Raw genomic sequence first — 22,417 nt, 5'->3', positions numbered from 1 at the left:
CTGCCGGTCACGGTGCACGGCGCCGTCGGCCGGCAGGAGTGCGGGGGAGCGCCGTTCGTCCGCCCCGGTGCGACAGTCGGCCGCTCATCGCCGCAGGCGCGACGCCACCACCACGCCCACACCCGCGGCCAGGATCCCGACGGCGCGGGAGAGACGGGCGGCGCGGACGAGGTCGGCGGGGACCGGGGCGGGGCCGCTCCCCAGCGCCGGGCGGTCCTCCGCGCCGTAGGCGTACTCCGTCCGCCCACCCAGCCGCACCCCCAGCGCCCCGGCGGCGGCGGCCTCCACCGGCCCCGCGTTGGGGCTGGGGTGCTCCCGGGCGTCGCGGCGCCAGGCGGCCAGCGCGGCGCCCGGCCGCCCGCCCGCCAGCGGCGCCGCGGCCGCCGTGAGCAGCGCCGCACCCCGCGCCGGCAGCAGGTTGACGAGGTCGTCGAGGCGTGCCGACGCCCAGCCGAAGCGCGCGTAGCCGGGCGAGCGGTACCCGACCATCGCGTCGAGCGTGTTGACCGCGCGGTAGCCCAGCAGGCCCGGCACCCCGGCCACCGCGCCCCAGAACACGGGCGCCACCACGGCGTCGGACGTGTTCTCCGCCAACGACTCCACACCCGCCCGCGCCATCCCGGCCGCGTCGAGCAGCGCGGGGTCGCGGGCACAGAGGTGCGGGATCCGCCCCCGCGCCGCGGCGAGGTCGCCCTGCTCCAGGGATCGGCCGAGCGCCGCGCCCTCGCTCACGAGCGAGGTGCCGCCGAGCACGGCCCAGGTCGCCGCGGCGGTGAGCAGCACCGACGCCGCCGAGCCGCGGCACGCCTCGACGTCCCCCCGCCCGACCGGACCCCGCCCGACCGAACCCCGCCCGACCGAACCCCGCCCGGCCGGACGCGCCCGACCCGCCCGTCCGCCGACCCTCCCCGCGGCCCGCTCCCCCGCGGCGCCGAGCAGCACCGCTCCGCCGACCAGCAGCGCGGTGTAGACCGCGCCGGCCCCGCGGGAGTCGGCGTACAGCCGCCGTTCGAGCGCCGCGGCGACCCGGCCGAAACCCGCCACCGGATGCCCGCGCCGCGGATCGCCGAGGACGAGATCGGCGGCCACCCCCAGCGCCAGCCCCCACGCCCGGGGCGGACACCGGTCGGCTGCGCGGAGGGACCGCAGGAGGGGGACGCGCCGCATGCCGGTCACCGTAGCGCGGTGGATGATCGGGGCATGCGCACCGACATCGACCCCGGCGAGCTCGGGCACGGCCGCTTCTACAAGGTGCTGACCAGCGTCGTCGTCCCCCGGCCCATCGCGTGGGTCGCCACCCGGTCGGCGGCGGGCGTCGACAACCTCGCCCCGCACTCGTTCTTCACGGTCTCGTGCGTGGACCCGCCCATGGTGCAGTTCACCTCGGTCGGCAGGAAGGACTCGCTGCGCAACGCCACGGAGACCGGGGAGTTCGTGGTCTGTCTCGCCACCGAGACGATGTTCGAGCGGGTCAACGCCACCGGCACGAACTTCCCGGCCGAGGTCTCGGAGTTCGCCGCGGTCGGGCTGACCGCCGAACCGAGCGCGACCGTGGCACCGCCCCGGGTCGCCGAGTCCCCGGTCGCCCTGGAGTGCCGGGTCCACCAGGCCCTCGAACTGGGCGACTCGACGGTCGTGATCGGCCGGGTCCTGCACGCCGCGATCGACGCCGACGTCTTCGAGACCGACGCCCGCGGCACCAGCCTGCCCGCGATCGACAAGCTGCGCCCGCTGGCCCGCCTGGGCCGCAACGAGTGGTCGACGATCGGCACGGTCCTCGACATCACCCGCATCCCCTACGACGACTGGCCGGGCCACTACCGCCGCGGGGACTGACCGGTCTCGCGGCGGGCGTGCAGGTCGGCCGCCCGGGCGGCGATCTGGTGCAGTGTGCAGGGCCATACGACACCCGACCCGGCGTTGCGGCAGGCGGAGCAGCGGCCGAGACGGTCCGGGACGTGGTCGGCGAGCAATCGGCCGAACACCTCCGGCATCCCGGCCAGCACGCTCGCCATCGGTCCGCTCCCGGGCGTGTACGCCCCGCCGCCTCCGGACATCCGTCCCCCTCGCCGTCGTCGTCGTGCGCCGCCGCCCTTGAGGCGACGACCGCCGGCGGTGGCCCGCCGCGCACGCGCCGTGCCCCGCGGCACGGCCCGGGGGAATGACTACCGGACGGCCGGGCGGAGGAGCCGCCCGGCCGCGCCGCCTACAGGGTGAACTCGCCCGACGGCGTCGCCTCCGGGTCGGCGTGCAGGTCGCCCTCGCGGCCCCGCAGCTCGACCCGGCGGATCTTCCCGGAGATCGTCTTGGGCAGCTCGTGGAACTCCAGCCGCCGGATCCGCTTGTACGGGGCGAGGTGGTCCCGCGCGAACTGCAGGATGTCCCTCGCCGTCTCCTCGGTCGGCTCGTAGCCCGCGGCGAGCACCACGTACGCCTTCGGCACGGCCAGCCGCACCGGGTCCGGCGAGGGCACGATCGCCGCCTCCGCCACCGCGGGGTGCTCGATGAGCACGCTCTCCAGCTCGAAGGGGCTGATCCGGTAGTCGGAGGCCTTGAACACGTCGTCGGCGCGGCCGACGTAGGTGATGTAGCCCTCCGCGTCCCGGGAGCCGACGTCGCCGGTGTGATAGTAGCCGCCGGCCATCGCCTCGGCGTTGCGCTCCGGGTCGTCCCGGTAGCCGACCATGAGCCCGATCGGCCGCTGCGCCAGGTCGATGCAGATCTCGCCCTCGTCGGCCTTCTCCCCCGTCGCGGGGTCGATCAGCGCGATCGGGAAGCCGGGCATCGGCCGGCCCATCGAGCCGGGCTTGATCGGCGCGCCGGGCGGGTTGGCGATCTGGACGCTGGACTCGGTCTGCCCGAACCCGTCGCGGATCCGCAGCCCCCAGGCCTTCTCGACCTGCTCGATCACCTCGGGGTTGAGCGGCTCGCCCGCCCCGACGACCTTGGTCGGCGGGGTGCGCAGGCCGGACAGGTCGGCCTGGATCAGCATGCGCCACACCGTGGGCGGGGCGCAGAAGCTGGTCACCCCGTAGGTGTCGAGCACGCCCAGCAGGTTCGACGCGTCGAACCTGCTGTAGTTCATGACGAGCACGGTCGCCTCGGCGATCCACGGCGCGAAGACGTTCGACCACGCGTGCTTGGCCCAGCCGGGCGAGGAGATGTTGAGGTGCACGTCGCCGGGCTCCAGCCCGATCCAGTACATCGTCGACAGGTGGCCGACGGGGTAGCTCTGGTGCGTGTGCTCCACGAGCTTCGGCTTGGCCGTGGTGCCCGAGGTGAAGTAGAGCAGCAGGGTGTCCGTGGCCTGCGTCGGCCCGTCGGGCGTGAAGACCGCGGACTGCTCGTACGCGTCGGCGTAGTCCTCCCAGCCCGAGGGCGCGCCCCGGACGGAGATGCGGGTGTAGTCGCCCGGGACGTCGGCGAACTTGGGCGCGTCGTCCTTGCCGACGATCACGTGCTTCGCGTTGCCGCGGTCCACCCTGTCGCGGAGGTCCTCGGCGGTGAGCAGCGTGGTCGCCGGGATGACGACGGCGCCGAGCTTCATCGCCGCGAGCAGCGTCTCCCACAGCTCGAGCTGGTTGGCCAGCATGAGGATGATCCGGTCGCCGCGGGCGACGCCGCGCCCGCGCAGCCAGTTCGCCACCCGGTCGGACCGCTCGGCGAGCTCGGCGAAGGTCCACGACGCGTCGCTGCCGTCCGCCTCGATGATCCGCAGCGCCGTGCGCGCACCACGCTCGGGGTCCGCGGCGACGGCGTCGAAGTGGTCGAGCGCCCAGTTGAACTCGGTGAGCTCGGGCCAGCGGAAGTCGCGCACCGCGGTGTCGTAGTCCGTGCGGTGCGCGAGGAGGAAGTCCCGCGCCGCGTAGAAGGCCGTGCTGCTGTCGGACATGACACCTCTCCGAGATCGGCGGCTCTGCTCGGTGGGAACCCTATTCGAGAAGGCCCTCCGCGCCAGTCCGGCGGACGCGCCGGTGCGGGTCCGCTCCCCCTCGAACGTGGCGGTGCGTCGCCGTGGCGGGCCCGCGCGACCCGACTAGCGTCCCGCGGGTGGACGGGGCGACGGTGCGCAGCGGCAGGGCGGGGTCGATCCGCGGGTTCCTGACGGCCGGGGCGCTGGCCCTGCTGCTCACGGGCTGCGGCGCCGCACCCGCGGCGCAGGAGACCTCCGCGCCCGCTCCCGTGCCGTCCGCCGCGCCGTCGGTCGTGCACCCGGCCGCCCCACAGACCACGGCCCCGCCGACCACGGTCCCGCAGGCCGCGCCGGCGGGGACCACGCTGCTCTGGCCCGTCACCGACCTCGCGGCGGCCCAGAACCTGCAGGACCGCGTCGACGGCGGCGCGCAGCCGTGGCTGCTCGACCCGGAGGAGGTCGCGATCAGCTACGCGACCACGACGTACGGCTGGACCGCGCCGGAGACGTCGTCCACCGTCCCGGGGTCGGTCGACCTCTCCGACCCCTCCGGCGGCACCGCGCACCTCACGCTCGTCCAGCCCGTCCGGGCGGGCTCGACGGGCATCTGGGTCGTCTCCGCGGCCACCCGCGGCTGATGCCCGCGCCGCCGGGCACCGCCGGACGTCGGCGGATCCGATCACCAGAAAGGGTGAAAGGTCCGCGAACCTGCTGCGTTCCGACGAGCGCCACCGATTCCACCCGTGAGAGCCGCCCACACCGCCGGGCGGCCGGCGCCAGGGAGCCAACGCCATGATGACCAGCGACTCGGTCCAGCAGGACATGTTCACCGTGCTGCACGGGCAGCCCGCGCCCGTCGTCACGCGGTGGACCTACACCGCGGCCGACCCGTTCGCGGTCACCCTCGCCGTCCGGACCAGGCAGGACCGGTGGGTCGAGTGGCTCGTCGCGCGCGACCTCGTCGTCGAGGCGCTGTCCGGGCCGGCCGGCCACGGCGACATCCGGATGAGCCCGCAGCTGGTCCAGGGCTACGACATCGTCGAGATCGAGATCCGCTCCACCGACGGTCGCGCCGTGCTCGAGGTCGACCGGGACCTGCTACGGCACTTCGTCGAGTCGTCGGCGGAGCTGGTTCCGCTCGGTGACGAGTCGGCCCGCCTGGACCTCGACCGGGTGATCGAGCGGATCACCCAGAGCTGCGAGGGTTGATCCCCGCGTCGCGCGCGCCCTCGACCCCCGGCACGCCACCCGTCTCCGGGTTCGCGTCGATCCGCGCGGCCGCGGTCGGGCGCTCCTGCGGCTCGGTCTCCTCCTGGTAGTCCCGGACCGCGTCCTCCTCGGCCTCGCCCGGGCGCTGGTCCTCCGCCAGCTGCCGCGCGACCTCCGGGTCGTCGGCCGGGGACTCGTCCAGCACCGGCTCCATGTCCTGGTCGAGGTCGTGCATCGCGGCCTCCTCGGCCGACGCCGCCCCGCCGTCCACACCGACGTCCGCCGCCGCGGTCGCGGGATCCTCGTCGACCATCCGCCCGTCCGCACCGGAGTCCCGCGGGGCCAGCCGGCCGCTGCGGCTGGTGTCCACGCTCTCCGACTCGGGCTGCTCGCGGGCGAGCCGCTCGTCGAGCGACTCGCCCTCCCGCTGGCCCGCCGCGGTGACCGCCGGGTCGTCGACCCCGTAGGGCCGGTCGGCCGGGATGTACCCGGCGTCGAGCGGATCCCCGCCCGACGGGCCCGTGAGCGCCTCCTCGTTACCGAGATGGAGGGTCTCCGCCAGGTCCGGCGCGGTCTCGAGGCCCTTCTCGTCCGCCTCGCGCTTCGCCATGATCCTCCGCTCTGCTCGTTCCGGGCGCGGTCGGCGCCCTCGCCCACGCCTACCCCGGACGGTGCTCCGGCACACCCGCCGTGGTCCGATAGGGCATGACCAGCGACAGCGGTGCGCACGGCGGCACGGACCGGGCCGCGCCCCGGGCCGCCCGTCCCCGTGACTCCGCCGCGACCCGGCGCGCGCTGCTCGCCGCGGGCCGCGAGCTGTTCGCCCGGGCCGGGTACGAGGGCACGACGGTGCGCGCCGTCGCCGAGCGCGCCGGCGTCAACCAGGCCCTGTTGTTCCGGCACTTCGGGTCCAAGGAGGGCCTGTTCGCCGAGGCCGTGACCGGGCAGGCCCTCGACCTGCTGCACGACGGGCCGCCGGAGCAGGTGCTCCCCCGCACGCTGGCGGCGATCCTCGCCCCGGCCGAGGCCGCGGACGGGCCGGGGGGCCCGGTCGACGACTCGGCGGACGTGGCGCTGTTCCTCGCCACCCTCCGCTCGGCCGGCAACACCGACGCCGCGGCCACGGTCCGCGAGGAACTGCGCGTGGCCTACGGCGGCACGCTCGCCCGGCTCGTCGCCACGGACGACCCCGCCGACGCCGAGCTGCGCGCCGAGCTCGCCCTCGCCTGGTTGCTCGGGATCGCGCTGCTGCGCAAGGTGATCCGCAGCGATGCGGTGGCGGCCGCGGACCCGGACACCGTGGTCGGGCACGTCACGCGGGCGGTCGAGGCGCTGTTCGGCCCCGCCGCGCCCGCCTGACGGTCAGCCGGCCGCCGCGTCCTCGGCGGGCCGGCCGAAGCGGTGCCGCAGGAGCACCCGGCTGCCCCGGCCGTCGAAGTGGACCAGCACGGTCTCGACCATGTGCTGCATGAGCAGCATCCCGCGGCCCCCGCGGGCGTCGCCGGTGATCGTGCCGCCCTCGCCCCCGGCGGGCCGCCAGCTGCCGTGGTCGGTGATCTCGATGCAGAGTGCCTCGCCCTCGGTCCACAGGGTGAGCTCGACGTCCCCGGGCCGGCCCTCGGGGTAGGCGTGCCGGACGGCGTTGGCGACGGCCTCGTCGACCGCGAGGACGACGTCGTCGGCCTGCTCGGTGGTCAGCCCCAGCGGCGCGAGCCAGCCGAGGAGCTCGTGCCGGATGACGGACAGCTGGGCGGGGTTCGCGGGCCAGCTGCGGTGGACGTACTCGACGGAGCCCGCCAGACCGGTGAGGCCGGCCCCACCGAGGTCCTCCTCGGGGTGCTCGTCGTCCCGGGCCGCGGCGGCGGGCCCGCCCGCCCCCACGTCGGTGCCCCCGACGTCGGCGGTCCGGGGGTCGCTGCGGGGGTGGTCGGTGGGCGGCGGGTGCTCGGCGGGCAGGGAGTCGGCCGGTGCGGCCTGGTGCGGGATCCGTGTCGGACAGGTCATGGATGCCTCTCGGTACGGGGAGCGTGTCGCGCCGGACGCCCCTGGGATGGCCCTGCGGGCCCGGCCCACAAACACCGCTGGTCGAGCCCCTGACACCGCTCGTCGTGCGCACCCGACCCGGAGCCCTGCCGCACGGACCAGGGCCGCTGGGCCGGACGGCGGGCCCTACCGCCCCTCGGTCCGCGGGGTCCGGGGGGAGGGCGCGCGCGCCGCCCCGGGGGCCCCGTCGCCGGCCGCGGCGGTCCGGCCCGAGGGAGCGGCGGGCCGCGCCCCGGGCTCCTCGGTGCCCGGCGTGCCGGAGGCGCCGACGGGTGTCGCGTTCGGCGGCGCCGCCCGCGCCCCGGCCCGCCGGTCGACCTCCTCCCCGATGTAGCGCAGCACCTCGGCCGCGACCGCGGCGACCGGTACCGCCAGGAACGCCCCGGCGATGCCCCAGATCGCGCCGCCCGCGGTCACCGCGAGCAGCACGACGGCCCCGTGCAGGTTGAGGCTGCGGCTCTGCAGGATCGGCTGCAGGACGTTGCCCTCGATCTGCTGCACCGCGATGATGATGCCCAGCACGATCAGTGCCGTGGTGAAGCCCTTCGTCACCAGCGCCACGAGCACCGACAGCGCACCGGCGACGAGCGCGCCGACGATCGGCACGAACCCGCCGAAGAAGGTGAGCACCGCCAGCGGCAGCGCGAGCGGCACGCCGAGGATCACCAGGCCGATGCCGATGAACACGGCGTCGACGAGCGCCACGAGCGCCTGGGTCCGGATGAACCCGCCGAGCGTGCGCCACGCCCGCTGCAGCACGCCCGCCACGTGCCGTCCGGCCCGGGCCCCGGTCACGCTCGTGACCCACGGCAGGAAGCGCGGGCCGTCCTTGACGAAGAAGAAGGCCAGCACGACGGCGAGCAGGATGTTGAGCAGGCCGTTGGCGAAGGCCGACACCCCGGTCAGCACGGTCCCCGCGATCGTCGACGCGCTGGACTGCAGCTGGCGCGTGACGTTGTCGAGCATCGCGCCGATCTGCCCCTGGCCGAGGTTGAACGGCGGCCCGTTCAGCCACTGCTGGATCTGCCCGAGCCCGCCGGTGACGCCGGCGGCGATCTCGTCGGCCTGCCCCGCGACCTGCGGCGCGATGAGGCTGATGATCCCGCCGAGCACGACGAGGGCGCCGACGAGCACCAGGGTCGTGGCCACTGCGGGCGGGAACCGGTGCGCGATCAACCAGCGCGCCGGCGGCCGGAGCACGGTCGCGAGGATGACGCCCAGGAGCACCGGCAGCACGATCGACCACAGCTGGCCGATCACCAGGCCGAGCAGGACCGCGCCGCACCCGATCAGGATGATCCGCCAGCTCCAGGTGGCGAGCCAGGTCAGCCCGCCACCGATGACCGCGCCGCGGTCCGGCCGCGGGGGCGCGGCGGCCGGGACGGGCGCGAACGGCGCCCCGTCGGCGGTGCCGTTCGCGGTGGGGTCCCGCCTGCGGTCCCCCGTGCCGTCGACGACCCCGTTCACGGCTCCGTCCGGCGTGCCGTCGGCGCCCCGGTCCCGGACGGCGTCGGGGGCACGGACGGCGTCGGGGTCACCGCCCGCGGCCGCCCCGCCGAGCCCCGTGCCGTCGGCGGGGATGCTGCGGCCCGTGCCCTCGCGGTCCTCACCGCCCGGGCGCCCGCGCGCCTCGCGGCCGGCACCACCCGGCCCGCTCCGGTCGGTCACACCGCCACCCCCGTCCCGCTCGCGCGGTCGACCCGCTCAGCGGTCCCCGGGATGCCGCCGCAGCAGGTACGTGTCCATGATCCAGCCCTTGCGCTCCCGTGCCTCCGCCCGGATCCTCACGATCTCGTCACGGACCTCGAGCACCGGCCCGGAGACGAGGAGCTCGTCCGGGCTGCCCACGTACGCACCCCAGTACACCTCCACGTCGGCCACGTCGTCGTCCGGCAGGGTGGCGAAGGCGGTGCCGCCGTCGAGCATCACCACCACGTCGTCGACGTCGGCGGGCAGCCCGGCCGCGATCCGCCGGCCGGTCGTGATCAGCACCGGCCGGCCCACCCGGTTGAGGATCAGCCGGTGGGCGGCCGCGAGCGCCTGCACGCTCGAGATGCCGGGGTAGGACACCACCTCGACGCCCTCGAGGCCCTCGAGCAGCCGCAGGGTGCCGTCGTAGAGGGAGGGGTCGCCCCACACGAGGAAGGCGCCGGTCTCGCCGTCGGCCAGCTGGTCGATCATCGACGCGTAGAGCGACCCGCGGCGGTCCTGCCAGTCGACGACCGCGGCGGTGTAGCGCTCCGACCGTCCGGGCTCCCCCGCGCCGGCCCCGCGGTCCCGCTCGGGGTCCGCGGCCTCGACGACCCGGTAGCTGCCGGGTTCGAGGTGCCGGTCGAGGATCCCGGTCCGCAGCGCGGTGAGGTCCTCCTTCACCTCGCCCTTGTCGATGACGAAGACGACGTCGACGCGCCTGAGGGCGGCCACCGCCTGCAATGTGAGGTGGTCGGGGTCCCCCGAGCCGATCCCGATCACGTACACCGTGCGCACCCGGACACCCTATGCGGGCGTGGACCGCCGCAGGACGGGCCCGCCGGACCGTCTCGTCGGGTCGGGCAGCGTGACCGGACGGGTAGGGTCGCGGACTCGACCGGGTGATCTCGAGCGAGCGGAGGACCGGGACGTGAGGGTGGCGCACCTCGTCGACACGCTGCACCCCGACGGGGGCGAGTACGGCCTCGAGGCCCTCGCCCGGGCGGCGCGCACGGCCGAGCTGGAGCTCGTCGTCGTCGGCATCTCCGGCAGCGGCGACGGGGCGCGGGCCGCCGCGCTCCGCCGGGCCGGCGCCGTGGTCGTCGAGCACGGGCTCGCGCCGTGGGACCCGCGGGCGGTGCCCCGGATCGTCGAGACGCTGCGGGAGCACCGGGTCCGGCTGGTGCACACCCACGCCCCGAACGCCGACGTCGCCGGCAGCGCGGCCACCACCCGGCTGCGGATCCCGGTGGTCTCCACCCTGCACCGGATCGAGGAGGAGCCCGCAGACCGGCTGCACCGGCTGCGGCGCACCGCCCGCACGCTGGCCCGCAGCCGGTTCGTCACGCGGACGATCGCGATCTCGCGGCTGCAGCGGGACTGGTACCTGCGGGTCGCCGGGTCCGAGAAGGGCCTGGTCGTGCTGCCCGACGGCGTCACCGATCCCGGACCCGCCGATCCCGCCGTGCGGGCGCGCGTGCGCCGGTCCCTGGGTGTGGGCGACGACGGGCTGCTGGCCCTGTCCGCGGCGCCGATGCGCCGCGGCAAGGGCCAGGACCTGCTGCTCGACGCGGTGGCCGAGCTGCCCGAGGACCTCCCGCTCACGGTGGTGCTCACCGGCGACGGTCCGCTGCGGCCCTGGCTGGAGGCGCGGGTGGCCCGGGAGGAGGAGCTGGAGGGCCGGGTGGTGTTCCGGCACCACGGCGATCCGGACCCACTGCTGCAGGCCGCGGACCTGCAGATCCACACGACGCGCACCGACTCGATGCCCGGCGTGGTGGTGCGCGGGATGGCGTGGGGGGTGCCGGCGGTCGTCAGCCGGGTCGGCGGGCTGCCCGAGATCGTGACCCGCGACGTCGGCCGGCAGGTGCCGCTGAGCGCCGCGGCGATCGCCGGGGCGATCGTGGAGCTGGCCGGCGACGACGCCCTGCGCGCCCGGCTCGGCCGGGCCGCCCGCGCCCGCTACCTCGAGCGCTTCGAGGCGGGCGGCTGGGCCGTGCGGCTGCGCGAGGTCTACGACTCCGCGCTCGGGTCGCCGGTCCGCTCGCCCGGGACCTGAGTCGGTCCCGGGCCTGGGGCTGGCCCGGTCCCGGGACTGGCCCGGTCCCGAGCCCGGGCCGATCCCGAGCCTGGGCCGGTCCGCCGGAGACTGGGCAGCCCGCCGGGCCGCGAACCGGGCCGGCTCGGGGCTCCCGGGGGGAGCGCCGGGCACCCGGGCGCCGTTACGCAGGGGGGTCGTGATCACGTCCGGTGCCGCCCCCCGTGCGCCCCGCGGACGCGGTGTCCCGTTCGCCGGCCGAGGCCGGTCCGTGACCTCGGGTCCGGATCACCACGAGCGGCTTCGCCGGACGGGAACGACGGCTCGTCCCTCGGGGACGGCCGCTCGGCGCGCCGCGGCCCGTTCGGCCCGCGCAGCGATCACGCCCCGGTTACGGTCGGTCCTGCCGGTGGGAACGACGTCCACCGGCACGCCCGGTCGGCCCGTCCCGCCTGCCCGCCGACATTCCCCCGGGCGCCCACCCCCGGCACGGGGCAGGCGCGGCGCGGTTGCTCCCCGGCTCCCCGCATGCCGCCCGCGGACGGCGAGGAACGACGCATGTCCGACACGTGTGTGGCACCGCGCCCGGTGCTCGTACCGAGCTCCCGGCGCGGCGACCCCCGGCCCGACGGATCCCGGCTCGCGGCTTCTCGGTTCGCGGCTTCTCGGCACAGCGCCGAGGACCGCTGCGACGGCGAGGGCCTCTCCGCCGCCGACCTGATCGCCCGCCTCGGCGGTGCGTCCGCTCCCCCGCCCTCCGGCGGGCGCCGTGCCCGGCGCGCCGCGGAGGACTCCGCCGGGCACAACCCTGAGCACGCCCCCGGGGGCCCGGTGTCCCCGCTCGGTGTCCGGCCGGTCGGCCCGCCGGCCCACCCCGGCCCGACCGTGGCCCATCCCGGCCCGGCCGCCGCGCCGGACCGTCCCACCGCACCGGCGCGTCCGGCGGACGAGCCCCCCGCCGGCCTCACCGGGTCCTTCTTCGCCTCGGGCCTGGCCGCCCCGGGACGCAGCGGCGACGGCCCCTCGCTCACCGGCATCCTCCCCGCGCTGTCGGCCGCGGTGCGCTCGCCGAAGGCCGTCGCGGCCGCGGCGACCGTGACCGTCATGGGCGCCACCGCCGTCCTCGGCGGCCTGCCCACCCCCGGCGGTGAGATCGCCCCGACCACCGGCGACTCCCCGACGCTGCGCCTCGCCGCGGCCGACGTCACGCTCCACGGGGGCACGGGGGACGGTGGCGACGACAGCGCCGCGACCCCGGGCGGGGACGACCGTCCCACCCAGGTCCTGCAGGCCGTCCAGGAGGGCCCCGGCGCCGTCGGCGGGTCGATGCAGTCCGCCTTCGGCACGGCCATGGGGACGCTGCCCCAGGTGTTCGAGAAGGCCGACGCCGCGGGCATCGCCGCCGTCCAGAAGGCCGAGGCCGAACGGGCCGCCGAGGAACAGCGGAACGCGCTCCGCCGCGCCGCGCAGTCCGCCGGCGGCGCGGTGGACGACGCGGTCGACGAGGTCGTCGGGCAGGCCTCCGGCGCCGGGGCGAAGGCGCTCGCCGCGGCCCGCACCAAGCTCGGAACGCCCTACCGGTGGGGCGCCTCCGGCCCGAACGCCTTCGACTGCTCCGGCCTCACCTCGTGGGCGTTCGCCCAGGCCGGGGTGAGCATCCCCCGCACGTCGGCCGCGCAGTCGACCTTCGGCACCGCGGTCAGCAAGGACCAGCTGCAGCCCGGCGACCTGGTGTTCTTCTACTCGCCGGTCAGCCACGTGGGCATCTACCTGGGCGGCGGCAAGATCCTGCACGCCAGCACCAGCGGCGAGCCGGTGAAGATCTCCGACATGTCGGCGATGCCGTACCACAACGCCCGGCGCATCTGATCCGAGCGGGCCCCGCTCGCCCACGGGGCCCACGAGTCCCGCCCGACCACGGGTCCCGCGACCACGGGGCCCACGACCACGGGGCCCACGACCACGGGACCTACGACCGGGCCCGCCCGACCACGGGGTCCGCCCGTCCACGGGGCCACGACCACGGCCGGGCCGCTCGGCTCCGGACCCGACCGACTCACCACTGCCCGAACCCAAGATCGCCGTCGGTGACCGTTCCCCGCCGCACTGGGCCGCATCCGGCCACCAATGGCGATCATGCAATCCGACACGACCGGGCCCCGCCGGCTGCCCGAACCCAAGATCACCCTCGGCGACCGTTCCCCGCCACACTCGGCCGCATCCGGCCACCAATGGCGATCATGCGGCGCGACAGGACCGGTCCGGCTGCCCGTGATCACCGCTCCGGACATCCGGGCCACGGACGGCCGCCGGCTGTCCCGTCGAGCGATCACGGCGCCGGACGTCCTCGGGCGGTCCCCCTCGCCCGGCGTCCGACCGGGCCCGGTCCTCACCCCCGAGCGGGTGCGACGACGAGCCGGTCCACCTCGCCCTCGAGCACCGCGCGGGCGTCGGCGTCGAGGCCGTCGTCGGTGACCAGGACGTCGGCCTCGGCGAGCTCGGCGATCGTGGAGATTCCCGCGGTCCCCCACTTCGTGCTGTCGGCGACCACGACGAGCCGCTGACCGGCCTCGACGAGCGCGCGGTCGGTCTCGGACTCCATCAGGTTGGGCGTGGTGAAGCCGGTGGCCGCGCTCATCCCGTGCACGCCCAGGAACACGACGTCGAGGTTCAACGACCGCAGCGCGGCCACGGCGACCGGGCCGACCAGCGCCTCCGAGGGCGTCCGGATCCCGCCGGTGAGCACGACGGTGCGGTCGGGGCGACGGGCGGCGTGCAGGACCTCGGCCACCGCCATCGAGTTGGTGACGACGGTCAGGTCGGCGACGTCCGTGATGCGCCGGGCCAGCGCCCACGTCGTGGTGCCCGCGGACAACCCGATCGCCGTGCCGGGCTCGACGAACCGGGCCGCGGCCTCGGCGATCGCCTGCTTCTCCGCCTGCTGCCGGCCGGACTTGACCGCGAACCCGGGCTCGTCCGTACTGGTGGCCGTGACGGGACCGACCGCCGTCGCGCCCCCGTGCACCTTGTCGACGAGCCGCCGCCGGGCCAGGACGTCGAGGTCGCGGCGGACGGTCATGTCCGACACCCCGAAGCGCTCGGCGAGATCGGACACGCGGACGGCGCCCCGCTCCCGCACCTGCTCGAGGATGAGCTCCTGCCGTTGACGCGCGAGGAGGCTCACGGTCGCACCGCCTCGTTCCGCACCACATCGCACACAATGCAACGTCACCACACGGGCGTCAACGGCCCGACCGGACAGCCCTGCCCAGCCTCGACGCACCCGGCCGGCTCGATGTTCGGTGCGACTCGCACATTCTCGACCGATTCAGCCTGTCGGATAATGTTCAGTTACGCGCGAGAAGGGGTACCTTGCGTCCCGACACGTACCGACCGGGACCGGCGAGGGAGCCCGCTATGACGCGTACCCGAGGGGGCCGCACGACGGCCCGGCTGCGAGGCGGACTCGCATGACGACCATCCTTGCCCAGGGGCAGACGGACCTGCTGCTCGACGCCAACGCCCTCGACTACTCGCTCGTCGCCTTCTACTTCCTGCTGGTGCTCGGCATCGGGTACGCGGCGCGGCGGTCGGTCTCGTCCAGCCTGGACTTCCTGCTGTCCGGCCGCTCGATGCCCGCGTGGATCACCGGCCTGGCGTTCATCTCGGCGAACCTCGGGGCCCTCGAGCTGATCGGCATGGTCGCCAACGGGGCCCAGTTCGGCATCCCGACGGTGCACTACTACTGGGTCGGCGCGATCCCGGCGATGGTGTTCCTCGCCCTGGTGATGATGCCGTTCTACTACGGCTCCAAGGCCCGGTCGGTGCCGGAGTTCCTGTACAAGCGGTTCAACCGCACCACCCAGCGCGTGCAGGCCGTGATCTTCGCGCTGTCGTCCATCCTGATCGCCGGCGTCAACCTGTTCTCGCTCGGCCTGCTGCTGGAGGCCCTGCTCGGCTGGTCGCTGGCCGTCGCCATCCCGGTCGCCGCGGTGATCGTGCTCGCCTACATCACCCTCGGTGGGCTCTCGGCGGCGATCTACTCCGAGGTCCTGCAGTTCTTCGTGATCCTCGCCCTGCTCATCCCGCTGACGATCGCCGGGCTCGCCCGGGTCGGCGGGTGGGACGGCCTGAGGGAGGCCGTGATCGCCGGCCCCGGCGGTCCCGAGGAGCTCTCGGCATGGCCCGGCACGACGCTCACGGAGATCGCGAACCCGGTGCTCTCGGTCGTCGGCATCGTGTTCGGCCTGGGCTTCGTGCTGTCGTTCGGGTACTGGACCACGAACTTCGCCGAGGTCCAGCGCGCCCTCTCGGCGAAGAGCATGTCGGCGGCCAAGCGCACGCCGCTGATCGGCGCCTACCCCAAGGCGCTCATCCCACTGGTCATCATCGTCCCCGGCATCATCGCCGCCGTCCTGGTCCCGCAGCTGCAGACCCTCAAGTCCGGCGGGCAGACGGACGTCACCTACAACAACGCGCTCTCGCTGCTGATGAAGGAGGTCCTGCCGAACGGCATCCTCGGCGTGGCGATCGCAGGCCTGCTCGCGGCGTTCATGGCCGGCATGGCGGCGAACATCAGCTCGTTCAACACCGTGTTCACCTACGACATCTGGCAGGACTGGGTGAAGCCGGGCCGATCGGACCGCTACTACCTGCAGGTCGGGCGGTCGATCACGGTGATCGGCTGCGTCCTGGCCATCGGTACCGCGTTCGTGGCGTCGGGCTCGGGCAACATCATGGACTACCTGCAGTCGCTGTTCAGCTTCTTCAACGCACCGCTGTTCGCGATCTTCATCCTCGGCCTGTTCTGGCGGCGGATGACCGGCCCCTCGGCCTGGATCGGGCTGCTCGCCGGCACCGCGGCCGCGGTGGTGGTGAACATCCTGACCACCACGGGGGTGCTCACCATCTCGAGCCAGGCAGGCAGCTTCCTCGGCGCGAGTGCGGCGTTCGTGGTCGGCGTCCTGGTCGCCGCGGGGGTGTCGCTGGTGACGACCCCGAAGCCGGCCTCGGAGCTCGGCGGGCTGGTGTGGAGCCTGACGTCGAAGGAGGAGCGCAGCCACGAGCGCCACGGCGACGACAGCGGCTGGTACCGCAGCCCGGCACTGCTCGCGGTGGGTGTGCTGGTGCTGACCACGATCCTCTACATCCTCTTCTGGTAAGGACGGGCCATGACGGAACCGAACGGAGCCCCGGCCGGCCAGGACGCGCCGGCCACGACCACCGCGTCGCGGCTCTTCGATCTGCGGACGGTGCTCGCGCTGCTGTTCAGCGTCTACGGCATCGTGCTGGTCGTCGTCGGGCTCGTCGCGACGGACGAGGCGGACATCGCGATGGCGGGCGGCTGGAACGTCAACCTGGACACCGGGATCGCGATGCTCGTGCTCGCGATCTTCTTCATCCTCTGGGTCCGGCTGCGGCCGGTGAAGGCCCCGGTCGAGGAGATGGAGGGGACGGCCGGCGACACTGCCGGTCCCCCCGGCCACTGAGACCGCCGAACGACCCCGGCCGTCGGCGTCCAGGTGGTGTGCGCGCACGGTGGAGCCGCAGCTCGTCCCGCGCGCTTCGCCAGGCCGACGACGTGGCGCTGGCACCGCCTGGGCGCCACGCAGCAGGGCGGGGTTGTTCGGCCGATCTCATGATCGACCCGTACGTACCCGGTCGGCCCCGCAGTGTCAGCTGCGGGAGCCGACCCGGTACCAGGGGCTGAATACCTGCAGCGTCCAGTCGTCGAGACGGTGGACGGCGGTGCGGACCGTGGTCCAGAGTGCGGTCATGCCTTCCGTTCCCTCCGGGATCGTGTCCTGTGGTGGCGAGGGCCTGTCGCCGGTCCCTCGCCCCGTGTGACGCGACGATCTTCTGAATCGTTACCGAAGAGGGCGGCCGTGCGAGAGGTGTCACAGCAGGTACCGCGAACCGGGGAGGACGACGGCACCCGCCCGCCCCGGTAGCGTCGCCGGAATGCCGGACCCGCTGCTCGTGATCGCCCGGGACGTCGAGCACGAGATCGAGATCCAGCGCTCCCGTTTCCTGTGCCGGCTTGCCCGGGTACCCGATGCCGAGGCCGCCGCCGTGCTCATCGCCGAGATCCGCCGCGAGCACTGGTCGGCCACGCACAACTGCACGGCCTTCCGCGTCGGCCGGGAGGGCGGGGTCCAGCGCTCGTCCGACGACGGCGAGCCGGCCGGGACCGCGGGCGTCCCGATGCTCGAGGTGCTGCTGCGCCGCGAGCTGACGGACGTCGTCGCCGTGGTCACGCGCTACTTCGGCGGGGTCAAGCTCGGCGCCGGCGGCCTGGTCCGCGCCTACGGCCGGGCGGTCACCGAGGCGATCGACGCCGTCGGGGTACTGCGCCGCGTCCGGCACACCCGTTTCCTGCTCGCCACCGCCCACGCGCAGGCCGGCCGAGTGGAGAACGGCCTGCGGGCGGCGGGGTACCCCGTCGTCGACGTCCGCTACGGCCGGGAGGTCGAGCTCACCGCCACCGCCGCCGACCCGGAGGCCTTCCGCGCCTGGCTCGCCGCGCAGACCGGTGGCGCCGTCGAGGCGGTCGAGGTCGGGGAGGTCGACGTCGAGATCGGGCCCTGACCCGGCGGCGGGTCAGGGGCGCGCGGCCGCGATGACCTTCAGGTCCGCGACGAACGCCGCCAGCCTCTCCCGTCGCTCTCCCGGATCCGAGCGCAGGATCGACGACGGGTGCACGGTCGGCACGACCGTGCGGCCGTCCTGCTCCAGCAGCTCGCCCCGATGGTCGGTGATCCGGAAGTCCTGCCCCAGCAGCGACTTGGCGGCGACTGCGCCGAGCACCCCGACGACGGGCGGCGCGACCAGCCGCAGCTCGGCGTCGAGCCACGGACGGCACGCCCGGACCTGACGCACGGTGGGCGGCTTGTGGATGCGGCGCTTCCCCCGTTCCTCGAAGCGGAAGTGCTTGACCGCGTTGGTCACGAACACCTCGCCGCGGGCGATGCCGGCCTCGTCGAGGGCCTGGTCGAGGACCCGGCCGGCCGGACCGACGAAGGGCTTGCCGGCCTTGTCCTCCTGGTCGCCGGGCTGCTCGCCGACGAGCATGAGCCAGGCGCCGCGCGGCCCCTCGCCGCCGACCGTCGGCCCCGCCGTCCGGTACAACTCGCAGCCGGTGCACCCGGCCTCGACCTCGCGCAGGACGTCCAGGTCGGTCGCGGACGGGGCGTCGGCGGCGGGCTCGGTCATGCGGGAGCAGTGCCCGGCCGCGGGGCAGGGGAAACGCAGGTTCTCCCGGGCCCGTCGCATCCCGTTGCGGGCCGGCTCACGGCGCGACTCGCCGAAGCTCAGAACGCGACTCGCCGAAGCCCAGAACGCGACTCGCGCGCAGCTGTCAGGTGGCGTGGCTCGGCTCGCGCCGGTGCTGCTGCTCGTGCTCGTCCGTGCCCGGGACGGGGATGCGGGCGAGGTGGGCCTCCCGGAGGACCGAGACCGTGGGCCGGACCGCGAACAGGATCGAGCCGACGAGGAAGAACCAGGTAGCGAGCAGCATGAGCGACTCGGAGAAGAAGCAGACGCTCCCGACCACGAAGGCCACGGCGGCGGCGAACTCCACCGCGGTGTAGATCTTCTGGTACCGGCCGTAGACGGCGCGGTGCCGTGGGCTCGCGGTGGGCCGGCCGGGGTCGAAGCTCCGGCCTCGGGCGGTGGTCCTCACCCTGCTGTCCTCCTCGGTCTGCTCCCGGGCTGCGTCTTCCTGCTCGCTCCCGGGCCGGGTCGTCCTGCTCCCGGGTGGCGTCGTCCGGGAGCTACCTCGGTGCGTGCACGACGAAACGTCGTCACCGCTCGCCGGGCACCCCGTCGAACGCCTCGCCGCAGCGCCAGCAGCGGTCGCCCGGCGCGTCGGGGTCCTCCGTGGGCATGGCCCCGCAGGCCGGACACAGCCGGTGCAGCCAGCAGACCGGGTCGCCGCCCGGTTCGTCGTCGCGCTCCTCCGCCATGCCTCCACTGTGACGCGCCACATCCCCGCACGCCGGGAATTGAGTCGACTCGACTCACGTTTACTCAGTCAGGCGCTGCGAACCCCGTCAGCGACCAGCATCGAGGAGACACAGCATGAGCACCCTGATCCCGCGTCGCGACCCGTTCTTCGCCGAGTTCGACGCCCTCGTCCGTCGCGCCTTCGGCCCCTCCCCCGTGCGTGTCCCGCGCCCGGAGAGCGGCTTCACCCCGGCCGCGGACGTGACCCGCGACGGCGACGACGCCCTGGTCTCCCTGGAGGTCCCGGGCCTCGACCCCGCCACGGACGTCCACGTCGACGTCGAGGAGGGCCGCCTGGTCGTCCACGGCGAGCGCCGTGACGAACGGAGCGAGGAGAACGACGGCCGCCGGTTCCGCGAGGTCCGCTACGGCTCGTTCCGCCGCAGCTTCGGGCTCCCCCGGCACGTCACCGCCGACACGGTGAGCGCCACCTACGAGGCGGGCGTGCTGAAGGTCCGCGTCGCCGGCGCCTACGCCGAACCCCGCAAGCCGGGCGTGACCAGCATCCCGGTGCAGGTCCCGGCCGCCGAGCTGCCGGCACAGGAGTCCGGGCAGGGCCCGGACGAGGACTCCGAGCAGGAGTGATCGCAGCCGGTCGGAGGATTCCGGCCGGGGAGCGACGACGGCACCCCGCCCGTGGGCGGGGTGCCGTCCCCGTGCTCGAGCAGCCCGACCTCACACCCGGCGAGATCGTCCTGCCCCCGGAGCACGTCGTCGGGAGCACCACCGCTCCCCCGGTGAGCTCCTGACGGGTCACGTCCATCCGGTGTGCCGGGGCCGGGCCCCGACCGTGCGCGGCATGCCGCCCACGTCGTCGAGGTCGCCGACCGCCCTCGGTCACCGCGCAGCCCGGCGGTGCCCGCCCCGGAGGCCCCGTCGGGGGCCGAGGTTGCACCCTCGGTGATCACACAGGCCACCGGCGTCTCCGTCCGGGCGAGCCGGGCCCAGAACCTGATCGTGGCCGGGTGGTGGCTGGCAGGATCGGCCAGGTGGACGGCACGACCGGTCCGAACGGAACGCACGGTACGGCAGGACCCAGACCGGCGACGATGAGCGACGTCGCCCGGCAGGCCGGCGTGTCCCGCGCGACCGCCTCCTACGTCCTCAACCGGACGCCGGGCGCCCGGATCCCGGAGCAGACGCGCGCCAAGGTGCTCGCCGCGGCGGAGGCCCTGCGGTACGTCCCGCACGTCAGCGCCCGGTCGCTGCGGCGAGGGCGCAGCGACCTGGTGGTCGGGCACGTCGACGGCACGTCCATCCTGCGCGACCGGCTGCCCTTCTTCGGGTTGGTCCAGATCGCGTCCGAGGTGCGCAAGGCCGGCTACACCTTCCTCATCCACGGCGACCCGACCGTCAGCGGGCTCGCCGCGGCCCGGGCCTGGCTCGCGCTGCGGCCCGCAGCCGTCGTCGCCACGCTCGATCGGTTCTCCGAGGAGAGCGTCGCGATGCTGGCCGGGGCGGGCACGGTGCCGGTGGCGCTCGGCCGCCGCGCGTCGGAGCTCACCGCCACCGTCGTGCTCGACGACGGCGAGCTCGGCCGGGCCGCCGTCACCCGGCTCGCCGACCGGGGCCGCCGCCGGATCGCGGTCCTCGGGTCACACGAGGACCTGGCCGCCGACCCGCTGCTCGGCAACCGGATCACCGAGGCCCTGGCGACCGCGCGTCGACGGGGACTCGAGACCCGGTACGTGCCCATGCGCCCGGAGGTCGACGCGGCCGCCCGGGTCGCCACGGAGTGGCAGCGGGGCTGGTCGCCCGACGGCGTCGTCGGGCCGACCGACCGGCACGCCGGGCTGCTGCTCGGCGCCCTCACCGACGCCGGCATCGACGTGCCCGGCCGGGTGGCGGTCATCGGGATGGACGACGACCCCTTCTGCGACCTGCTCCGCCCCCGCCTGACCTCGGTCGCCGCGGACCTGACCGGGGGCGGCACCTCACTGGCCGGGGTCGTCCTCGCCGCGATCGAAGGACGGTGGGACCCGGGCCGCGCGGTGCGCCGGTTCCCCGCCCGCGTCGTCGCTCGCGACAGCGCCTGAGCGACACCGACACCGGGGACGGCGACACGCGCCGTGTGGCGCCTCCGACAGCCGTGACCCGAGTATCGATCACGGGAGCGGCGATGTCTGCGTGGCCCGACCGGTTCCACCGATGCCGAGGTGAACGCCACCCCGACCGCTCTGCGACCGAAGGAACGAGAGTGAGCCAGCTCCCCCGAAGCGGCCCCGGGCGAGCGGGCTCCGCCGCCGCCCGCGCTGTCGCGATGCAGGTCGCCTACCAGTTCCCCGAGCTCACCGAGCGGCTCGTGCTGGACGCCGGCGGCGGACTCGGCCCCGACGTGGCCCTCGCCCTCCGTGCCGCGAGCCTGCCGGGCGCCTCCGCGGTGCTGAAGGCCGTGCACACCCTCACCCCCGCCGGATCGCCGAGCTCGCTCACCGCGCCGTCCGGCTCGTGCCGGGGTACCGCTCGCCGATCTCGACGAGCTGGCCTGTGCCCTGGCCTCCTTCGCCGACGCCGGCGCGCGCGACACCTTCATCCACACGGTGCGCAGCGCGTTGACCTGGTCCGGGCAGCGCCTCGACGGGACGGGCCGGCTCTACCTGCTCGCCGATCTCCCGGTCCTGCTCGTCGCCGGCACGGACGACGCCGTCATCCCCCTCGACCACAGCCTGGCCGCACACGACCGGCTGCCCCACAGCCGGCTCGAGGTCTTCGAGCACACCGGGCACTTCCCGCACTCCGAGCACCCGGCCCGGTTCGTCGAGGTGCTCCTCGACTTCCTGCACACCACCAGCGCGGTGCACAGCGACACCGATTCCTTCCGCCGGCGGCTGGTGGCGGCGCCCGGCCCCGCACGGCCGCGGCGGTCGTCCCCGTGTGACCACCGCCCCGGCATCGGGACCGGTCCGGCGGCGCGGCGGGAGCGGACCAGCGCGAGTCCGCCGACGAGGGCCCCGACCGCGCCCGGCGCCACGGCGACGACGACCCGGCCGGCCCGTTGCCGGTGCCGAGAGCACCGGCGGCGGTCGTGGCGTGGCGACCGCCGGGCGTCGACGGTCCTACTCGTCGACGGTGTGCACCGCGGCCTCCTCGGCGGAGGCGGCGGCGCCGTCGATGCCGACGTCCCGGGCCCAGGCGTCCGCGTCGTCGTCGCCGACCCCGCCCTCGGCGGCGTCGACGAGCCGGCCGGAGCGCGCGTTCCCGACCTGGTCGTCGCGCAGCTCGCCGTCCGTGTCGGAGGTGTCGGACTCCCAGTCCGCGTCCTCGGCGTCGTCACCCCAGTCGTCCGGGATCTCGCGGGCGAGCCGGTGGGCGAGGTCCTCGCCGGTGTGCTCGTCGGAGGGGGTGACCCCGAAGTCGTCGACCGCCCACGGGCGCTCCGGCGGGGAGTAGCCCTCGTCGAGCACGTCCCGCACCCCGCGGTAGTCCAGCGTGTCCTCGGGTTCCAGCTGGTCGGTGTCCACGTCCGGCCCGTTGTCGTCACGGCTCATGCGCGCCAGCCTGGCACTGCTCGCCGACGGCGT

Annotated in this window: 23 protein-coding genes and 1 pseudogene; 12 read left to right on the top strand and 12 right to left on the bottom strand. The window is 75.2% G+C overall.

The features are described 5' to 3' along the window. Positions 1-84: 84 nt before the first annotated feature. The gene (locus ACL02T_RS02010) at positions 85-1,167 is read right to left on the bottom strand and encodes a cobalamin biosynthesis protein (RefSeq protein WP_412828880.1); all 1,083 of its coding nucleotides are present in this window, start codon (positions 1,165-1,167) and stop codon (positions 85-87) included. A gap of 33 nt (positions 1,168-1,200) precedes the next feature. On the opposite strand from ACL02T_RS02010, the gene ACL02T_RS02005 reads away from it, so the two are divergent. Continuing rightward, complete coding sequence (locus tag ACL02T_RS02005) at positions 1,201-1,836, top strand: flavin reductase family protein (protein ID WP_412828879.1); 636 nt, start codon at positions 1,201-1,203, stop codon at positions 1,834-1,836. Here the strand turns inward: ACL02T_RS02005 and ACL02T_RS02000 are convergent. Then, positions 1,818-2,015, bottom strand: a complete 198-nt coding sequence (locus tag ACL02T_RS02000) for a hypothetical protein (protein WP_412828878.1) — start codon at positions 2,013-2,015, stop codon at positions 1,818-1,820. The two genes, ACL02T_RS02005 and ACL02T_RS02000, sit on opposite strands and share 19 nt — an antisense overlap. Positions 2,016-2,206: 191 nt before the next feature. Further along, entirely contained in the window at positions 2,207-3,892 is a 1,686-nt protein-coding gene (locus tag ACL02T_RS01995) for an AMP-binding protein (RefSeq protein ID WP_412828877.1), read from the bottom strand. Between the two features lie 158 nt (positions 3,893-4,050). On the opposite strand from ACL02T_RS01995, the gene ACL02T_RS01990 reads away from it, so the two are divergent. Together ACL02T_RS01990 and ACL02T_RS01985 are read left to right on the top strand one after the other, a co-directional pair. Beyond that, the gene (locus ACL02T_RS01990; RefSeq protein ID WP_412828876.1) at positions 4,051-4,551 is read left to right on the top strand and encodes a hypothetical protein; all 501 of its coding nucleotides are present in this window, start codon (positions 4,051-4,053) and stop codon (positions 4,549-4,551) included. A gap of 154 nt (positions 4,552-4,705) precedes the next feature. Further along, positions 4,706-5,122, top strand: coding sequence for an SsgA family sporulation/cell division regulator (locus tag ACL02T_RS01985; protein ID WP_412828875.1), 417 nt, complete (start codon positions 4,706-4,708; stop codon positions 5,120-5,122). On the opposite strand, the gene ACL02T_RS01980 is transcribed toward ACL02T_RS01985, so the two are convergent. Next, entirely contained in the window at positions 5,100-5,732 is a 633-nt protein-coding gene (locus tag ACL02T_RS01980) for a DUF5709 domain-containing protein (protein ID WP_412828874.1), read from the bottom strand. The genes ACL02T_RS01985 and ACL02T_RS01980 overlap by 23 nt on opposite strands. 95 nt (positions 5,733-5,827) lie before the next feature. On the opposite strand from ACL02T_RS01980, the gene ACL02T_RS01975 reads away from it, so the two are divergent. Next, positions 5,828-6,481: a TetR/AcrR family transcriptional regulator gene (locus ACL02T_RS01975; protein ID WP_412828873.1), complete on the top strand. Its 654-nt coding sequence runs from the start codon at positions 5,828-5,830 to the stop codon at positions 6,479-6,481. Between the two features lie 3 nt (positions 6,482-6,484). Here the strand turns inward: ACL02T_RS01975 and ACL02T_RS01970 are convergent, their stop codons facing one another. The 3 genes from ACL02T_RS01970 to cobF form a co-directional block, all read right to left on the bottom strand. Beyond that, positions 6,485-7,126 carry an ATP-binding protein gene (locus tag ACL02T_RS01970; RefSeq protein ID WP_412828872.1) on the bottom strand — a complete coding sequence of 214 codons (642 nt, stop codon included), beginning with the start codon at positions 7,124-7,126 and terminating at the stop codon, positions 6,485-6,487. A 165-nt stretch (positions 7,127-7,291) separates the two neighbouring features. Further along, positions 7,292-8,833 (bottom strand): AI-2E family transporter, encoded by a 1,542-nt coding sequence (locus tag ACL02T_RS01965; protein ID WP_412828871.1) that lies wholly within the window; start codon positions 8,831-8,833, stop codon positions 7,292-7,294. Positions 8,834-8,869: 36 nt separating this feature from the next. Beyond that, on the bottom strand, positions 8,870-9,652 hold the full coding sequence (gene cobF / locus ACL02T_RS01960; RefSeq protein WP_412828870.1) for a precorrin-6A synthase (deacetylating): 783 nt from the start codon (positions 9,650-9,652) through the stop codon (positions 8,870-8,872). Between the two features lie 133 nt (positions 9,653-9,785). Between cobF and ACL02T_RS01955 the strand changes: the two genes are divergently transcribed. Continuing rightward, complete coding sequence (locus tag ACL02T_RS01955; RefSeq protein ID WP_412828869.1) at positions 9,786-10,913, top strand: glycosyltransferase family 4 protein; 1,128 nt, start codon at positions 9,786-9,788, stop codon at positions 10,911-10,913. 537 nt (positions 10,914-11,450) lie between these two features. Then, positions 11,451-12,761, top strand: a complete 1,311-nt coding sequence (locus ACL02T_RS01950) for a C40 family peptidase (RefSeq protein WP_412828868.1) — start codon at positions 11,451-11,453, stop codon at positions 12,759-12,761. Positions 12,762-13,281: 520 nt separating this feature from the next. On the opposite strand, the gene ACL02T_RS01945 is transcribed toward ACL02T_RS01950, so the two are convergent. Then, positions 13,282-14,076: a DeoR/GlpR family DNA-binding transcription regulator gene (locus ACL02T_RS01945; protein WP_412828867.1), complete on the bottom strand. Its 795-nt coding sequence runs from the start codon at positions 14,074-14,076 to the stop codon at positions 13,282-13,284. A 286-nt stretch (positions 14,077-14,362) separates the two neighbouring features. Here ACL02T_RS01945 and ACL02T_RS01940 point away from each other — a divergent pair, with 286 nt between their 5' ends. From ACL02T_RS01940 to ACL02T_RS01930, 3 genes are all read left to right on the top strand, one after another. After that, positions 14,363-16,054 (top strand): sodium:solute symporter family protein, encoded by a 1,692-nt coding sequence (locus ACL02T_RS01940; protein ID WP_412828866.1) that lies wholly within the window; start codon positions 14,363-14,365, stop codon positions 16,052-16,054. Positions 16,055-16,063: 9 nt separating this feature from the next. Continuing rightward, positions 16,064-16,381 carry a hypothetical protein gene (locus tag ACL02T_RS01935; RefSeq protein WP_412828865.1) on the top strand — a complete coding sequence of 106 codons (318 nt, stop codon included), beginning with the start codon at positions 16,064-16,066 and terminating at the stop codon, positions 16,379-16,381. A 472-nt stretch (positions 16,382-16,853) separates the two neighbouring features. Next, the gene (locus tag ACL02T_RS01930) at positions 16,854-17,480 is read left to right on the top strand and encodes a YigZ family protein (RefSeq protein WP_412828864.1); all 627 of its coding nucleotides are present in this window, start codon (positions 16,854-16,856) and stop codon (positions 17,478-17,480) included. A gap of 12 nt (positions 17,481-17,492) precedes the next feature. Here the strand turns inward: ACL02T_RS01930 and ACL02T_RS01925 are convergent, their stop codons facing one another. The 3 genes from ACL02T_RS01925 to ACL02T_RS01915 form a co-directional block, all read right to left on the bottom strand. Further along, positions 17,493-18,104 carry a UdgX family uracil-DNA binding protein gene (locus ACL02T_RS01925; RefSeq protein ID WP_412828863.1) on the bottom strand — a complete coding sequence of 204 codons (612 nt, stop codon included), beginning with the start codon at positions 18,102-18,104 and terminating at the stop codon, positions 17,493-17,495. Between the two features lie 145 nt (positions 18,105-18,249). Further along, positions 18,250-18,573 carry a YrhK family protein gene (locus ACL02T_RS01920; protein WP_412828862.1) on the bottom strand — a complete coding sequence of 108 codons (324 nt, stop codon included), beginning with the start codon at positions 18,571-18,573 and terminating at the stop codon, positions 18,250-18,252. 121 nt (positions 18,574-18,694) lie between these two features. After that, positions 18,695-18,856: a hypothetical protein gene (locus tag ACL02T_RS01915; protein WP_412828861.1), complete on the bottom strand. Its 162-nt coding sequence runs from the start codon at positions 18,854-18,856 to the stop codon at positions 18,695-18,697. Positions 18,857-18,971: 115 nt separating this feature from the next. On the opposite strand from ACL02T_RS01915, the gene ACL02T_RS01910 reads away from it, so the two are divergent. The 3 genes and pseudogenes from ACL02T_RS01910 to ACL02T_RS01900 form a co-directional block, all read left to right on the top strand. After that, the gene (locus ACL02T_RS01910) at positions 18,972-19,481 is read left to right on the top strand and encodes an Hsp20/alpha crystallin family protein (RefSeq protein WP_412828860.1); all 510 of its coding nucleotides are present in this window, start codon (positions 18,972-18,974) and stop codon (positions 19,479-19,481) included. A 464-nt stretch (positions 19,482-19,945) separates the two neighbouring features. Next, a complete protein-coding gene (locus ACL02T_RS01905; RefSeq protein ID WP_412828859.1) occupies positions 19,946-20,932 on the top strand; it encodes a LacI family DNA-binding transcriptional regulator in 987 nt (328 codons plus the stop codon). Between the two features lie 426 nt (positions 20,933-21,358). Then, a pseudogene (locus ACL02T_RS01900) lies at positions 21,359-21,598 on the top strand (alpha/beta fold hydrolase); the annotation flags it as partial. Positions 21,599-21,952: 354 nt separating this feature from the next. On the opposite strand, the gene ACL02T_RS01895 reads toward ACL02T_RS01900, so the two are convergent. Further along, positions 21,953-22,384, bottom strand: a complete 432-nt coding sequence (locus tag ACL02T_RS01895) for a DUF5709 domain-containing protein (protein ID WP_412828858.1) — start codon at positions 22,382-22,384, stop codon at positions 21,953-21,955. Positions 22,385-22,417 lie beyond the last annotated feature (33 nt).

The organism is Pseudonocardia oceanicola, assembly GCF_047200735.1.
Lineage (GTDB): Bacteria > Actinomycetota > Actinomycetes > Mycobacteriales > Pseudonocardiaceae > Pseudonocardia.
Note: the sequence above shows the minus strand (reverse complement) of the source record. Positions and strands in the feature narration are given on the sequence as shown.

Excerpts from the sequence above, each read along its gene's own strand:
- ACL02T_RS01980 (WP_412828874.1), bottom strand. The coding sequence starts at position 5,732 with ATGGCGAAGCGCGAGGCGGACGAGAAGGGCCTCGAGACCGCGCCGGAC.
- ACL02T_RS01915 (WP_412828861.1), bottom strand. The coding sequence starts at position 18,856 with ATGGCGGAGGAGCGCGACGACGAACCGGGCGGCGACCCGGTCTGCTGG.
- ACL02T_RS01895 (WP_412828858.1), bottom strand. The coding sequence starts at position 22,384 with ATGAGCCGTGACGACAACGGGCCGGACGTGGACACCGACCAGCTGGAA.
- ACL02T_RS01985 (WP_412828875.1), top strand. The coding sequence starts at position 4,706 with ATGATGACCAGCGACTCGGTCCAGCAGGACATGTTCACCGTGCTGCAC.
- ACL02T_RS01930 (WP_412828864.1), top strand. The coding sequence starts at position 16,854 with ATGCCGGACCCGCTGCTCGTGATCGCCCGGGACGTCGAGCACGAGATC.
- ACL02T_RS01950 (WP_412828868.1), top strand. The coding sequence starts at position 11,451 with ATGTCCGACACGTGTGTGGCACCGCGCCCGGTGCTCGTACCGAGCTCC.
- ACL02T_RS01995 (WP_412828877.1), bottom strand. The coding sequence starts at position 3,892 with ATGTCCGACAGCAGCACGGCCTTCTACGCGGCGCGGGACTTCCTCCTC.
- ACL02T_RS01935 (WP_412828865.1), top strand. The coding sequence starts at position 16,064 with ATGACGGAACCGAACGGAGCCCCGGCCGGCCAGGACGCGCCGGCCACG.
- ACL02T_RS02010 (WP_412828880.1), bottom strand. The coding sequence starts at position 1,167 with ATGCGGCGCGTCCCCCTCCTGCGGTCCCTCCGCGCAGCCGACCGGTGT.
- ACL02T_RS01925 (WP_412828863.1), bottom strand. The coding sequence starts at position 18,104 with ATGACCGAGCCCGCCGCCGACGCCCCGTCCGCGACCGACCTGGACGTC.
- ACL02T_RS02000 (WP_412828878.1), bottom strand. The coding sequence starts at position 2,015 with ATGGCGAGCGTGCTGGCCGGGATGCCGGAGGTGTTCGGCCGATTGCTC.
- ACL02T_RS01940 (WP_412828866.1), top strand. The coding sequence starts at position 14,363 with ATGACGACCATCCTTGCCCAGGGGCAGACGGACCTGCTGCTCGACGCC.
- ACL02T_RS02005 (WP_412828879.1), top strand. The coding sequence starts at position 1,201 with ATGCGCACCGACATCGACCCCGGCGAGCTCGGGCACGGCCGCTTCTAC.
- ACL02T_RS01970 (WP_412828872.1), bottom strand. The coding sequence starts at position 7,126 with ATGACCTGTCCGACACGGATCCCGCACCAGGCCGCACCGGCCGACTCC.
- ACL02T_RS01910 (WP_412828860.1), top strand. The coding sequence starts at position 18,972 with ATGAGCACCCTGATCCCGCGTCGCGACCCGTTCTTCGCCGAGTTCGAC.
- ACL02T_RS01905 (WP_412828859.1), top strand. The coding sequence starts at position 19,946 with ATGAGCGACGTCGCCCGGCAGGCCGGCGTGTCCCGCGCGACCGCCTCC.
- ACL02T_RS01975 (WP_412828873.1), top strand. The coding sequence starts at position 5,828 with ATGACCAGCGACAGCGGTGCGCACGGCGGCACGGACCGGGCCGCGCCC.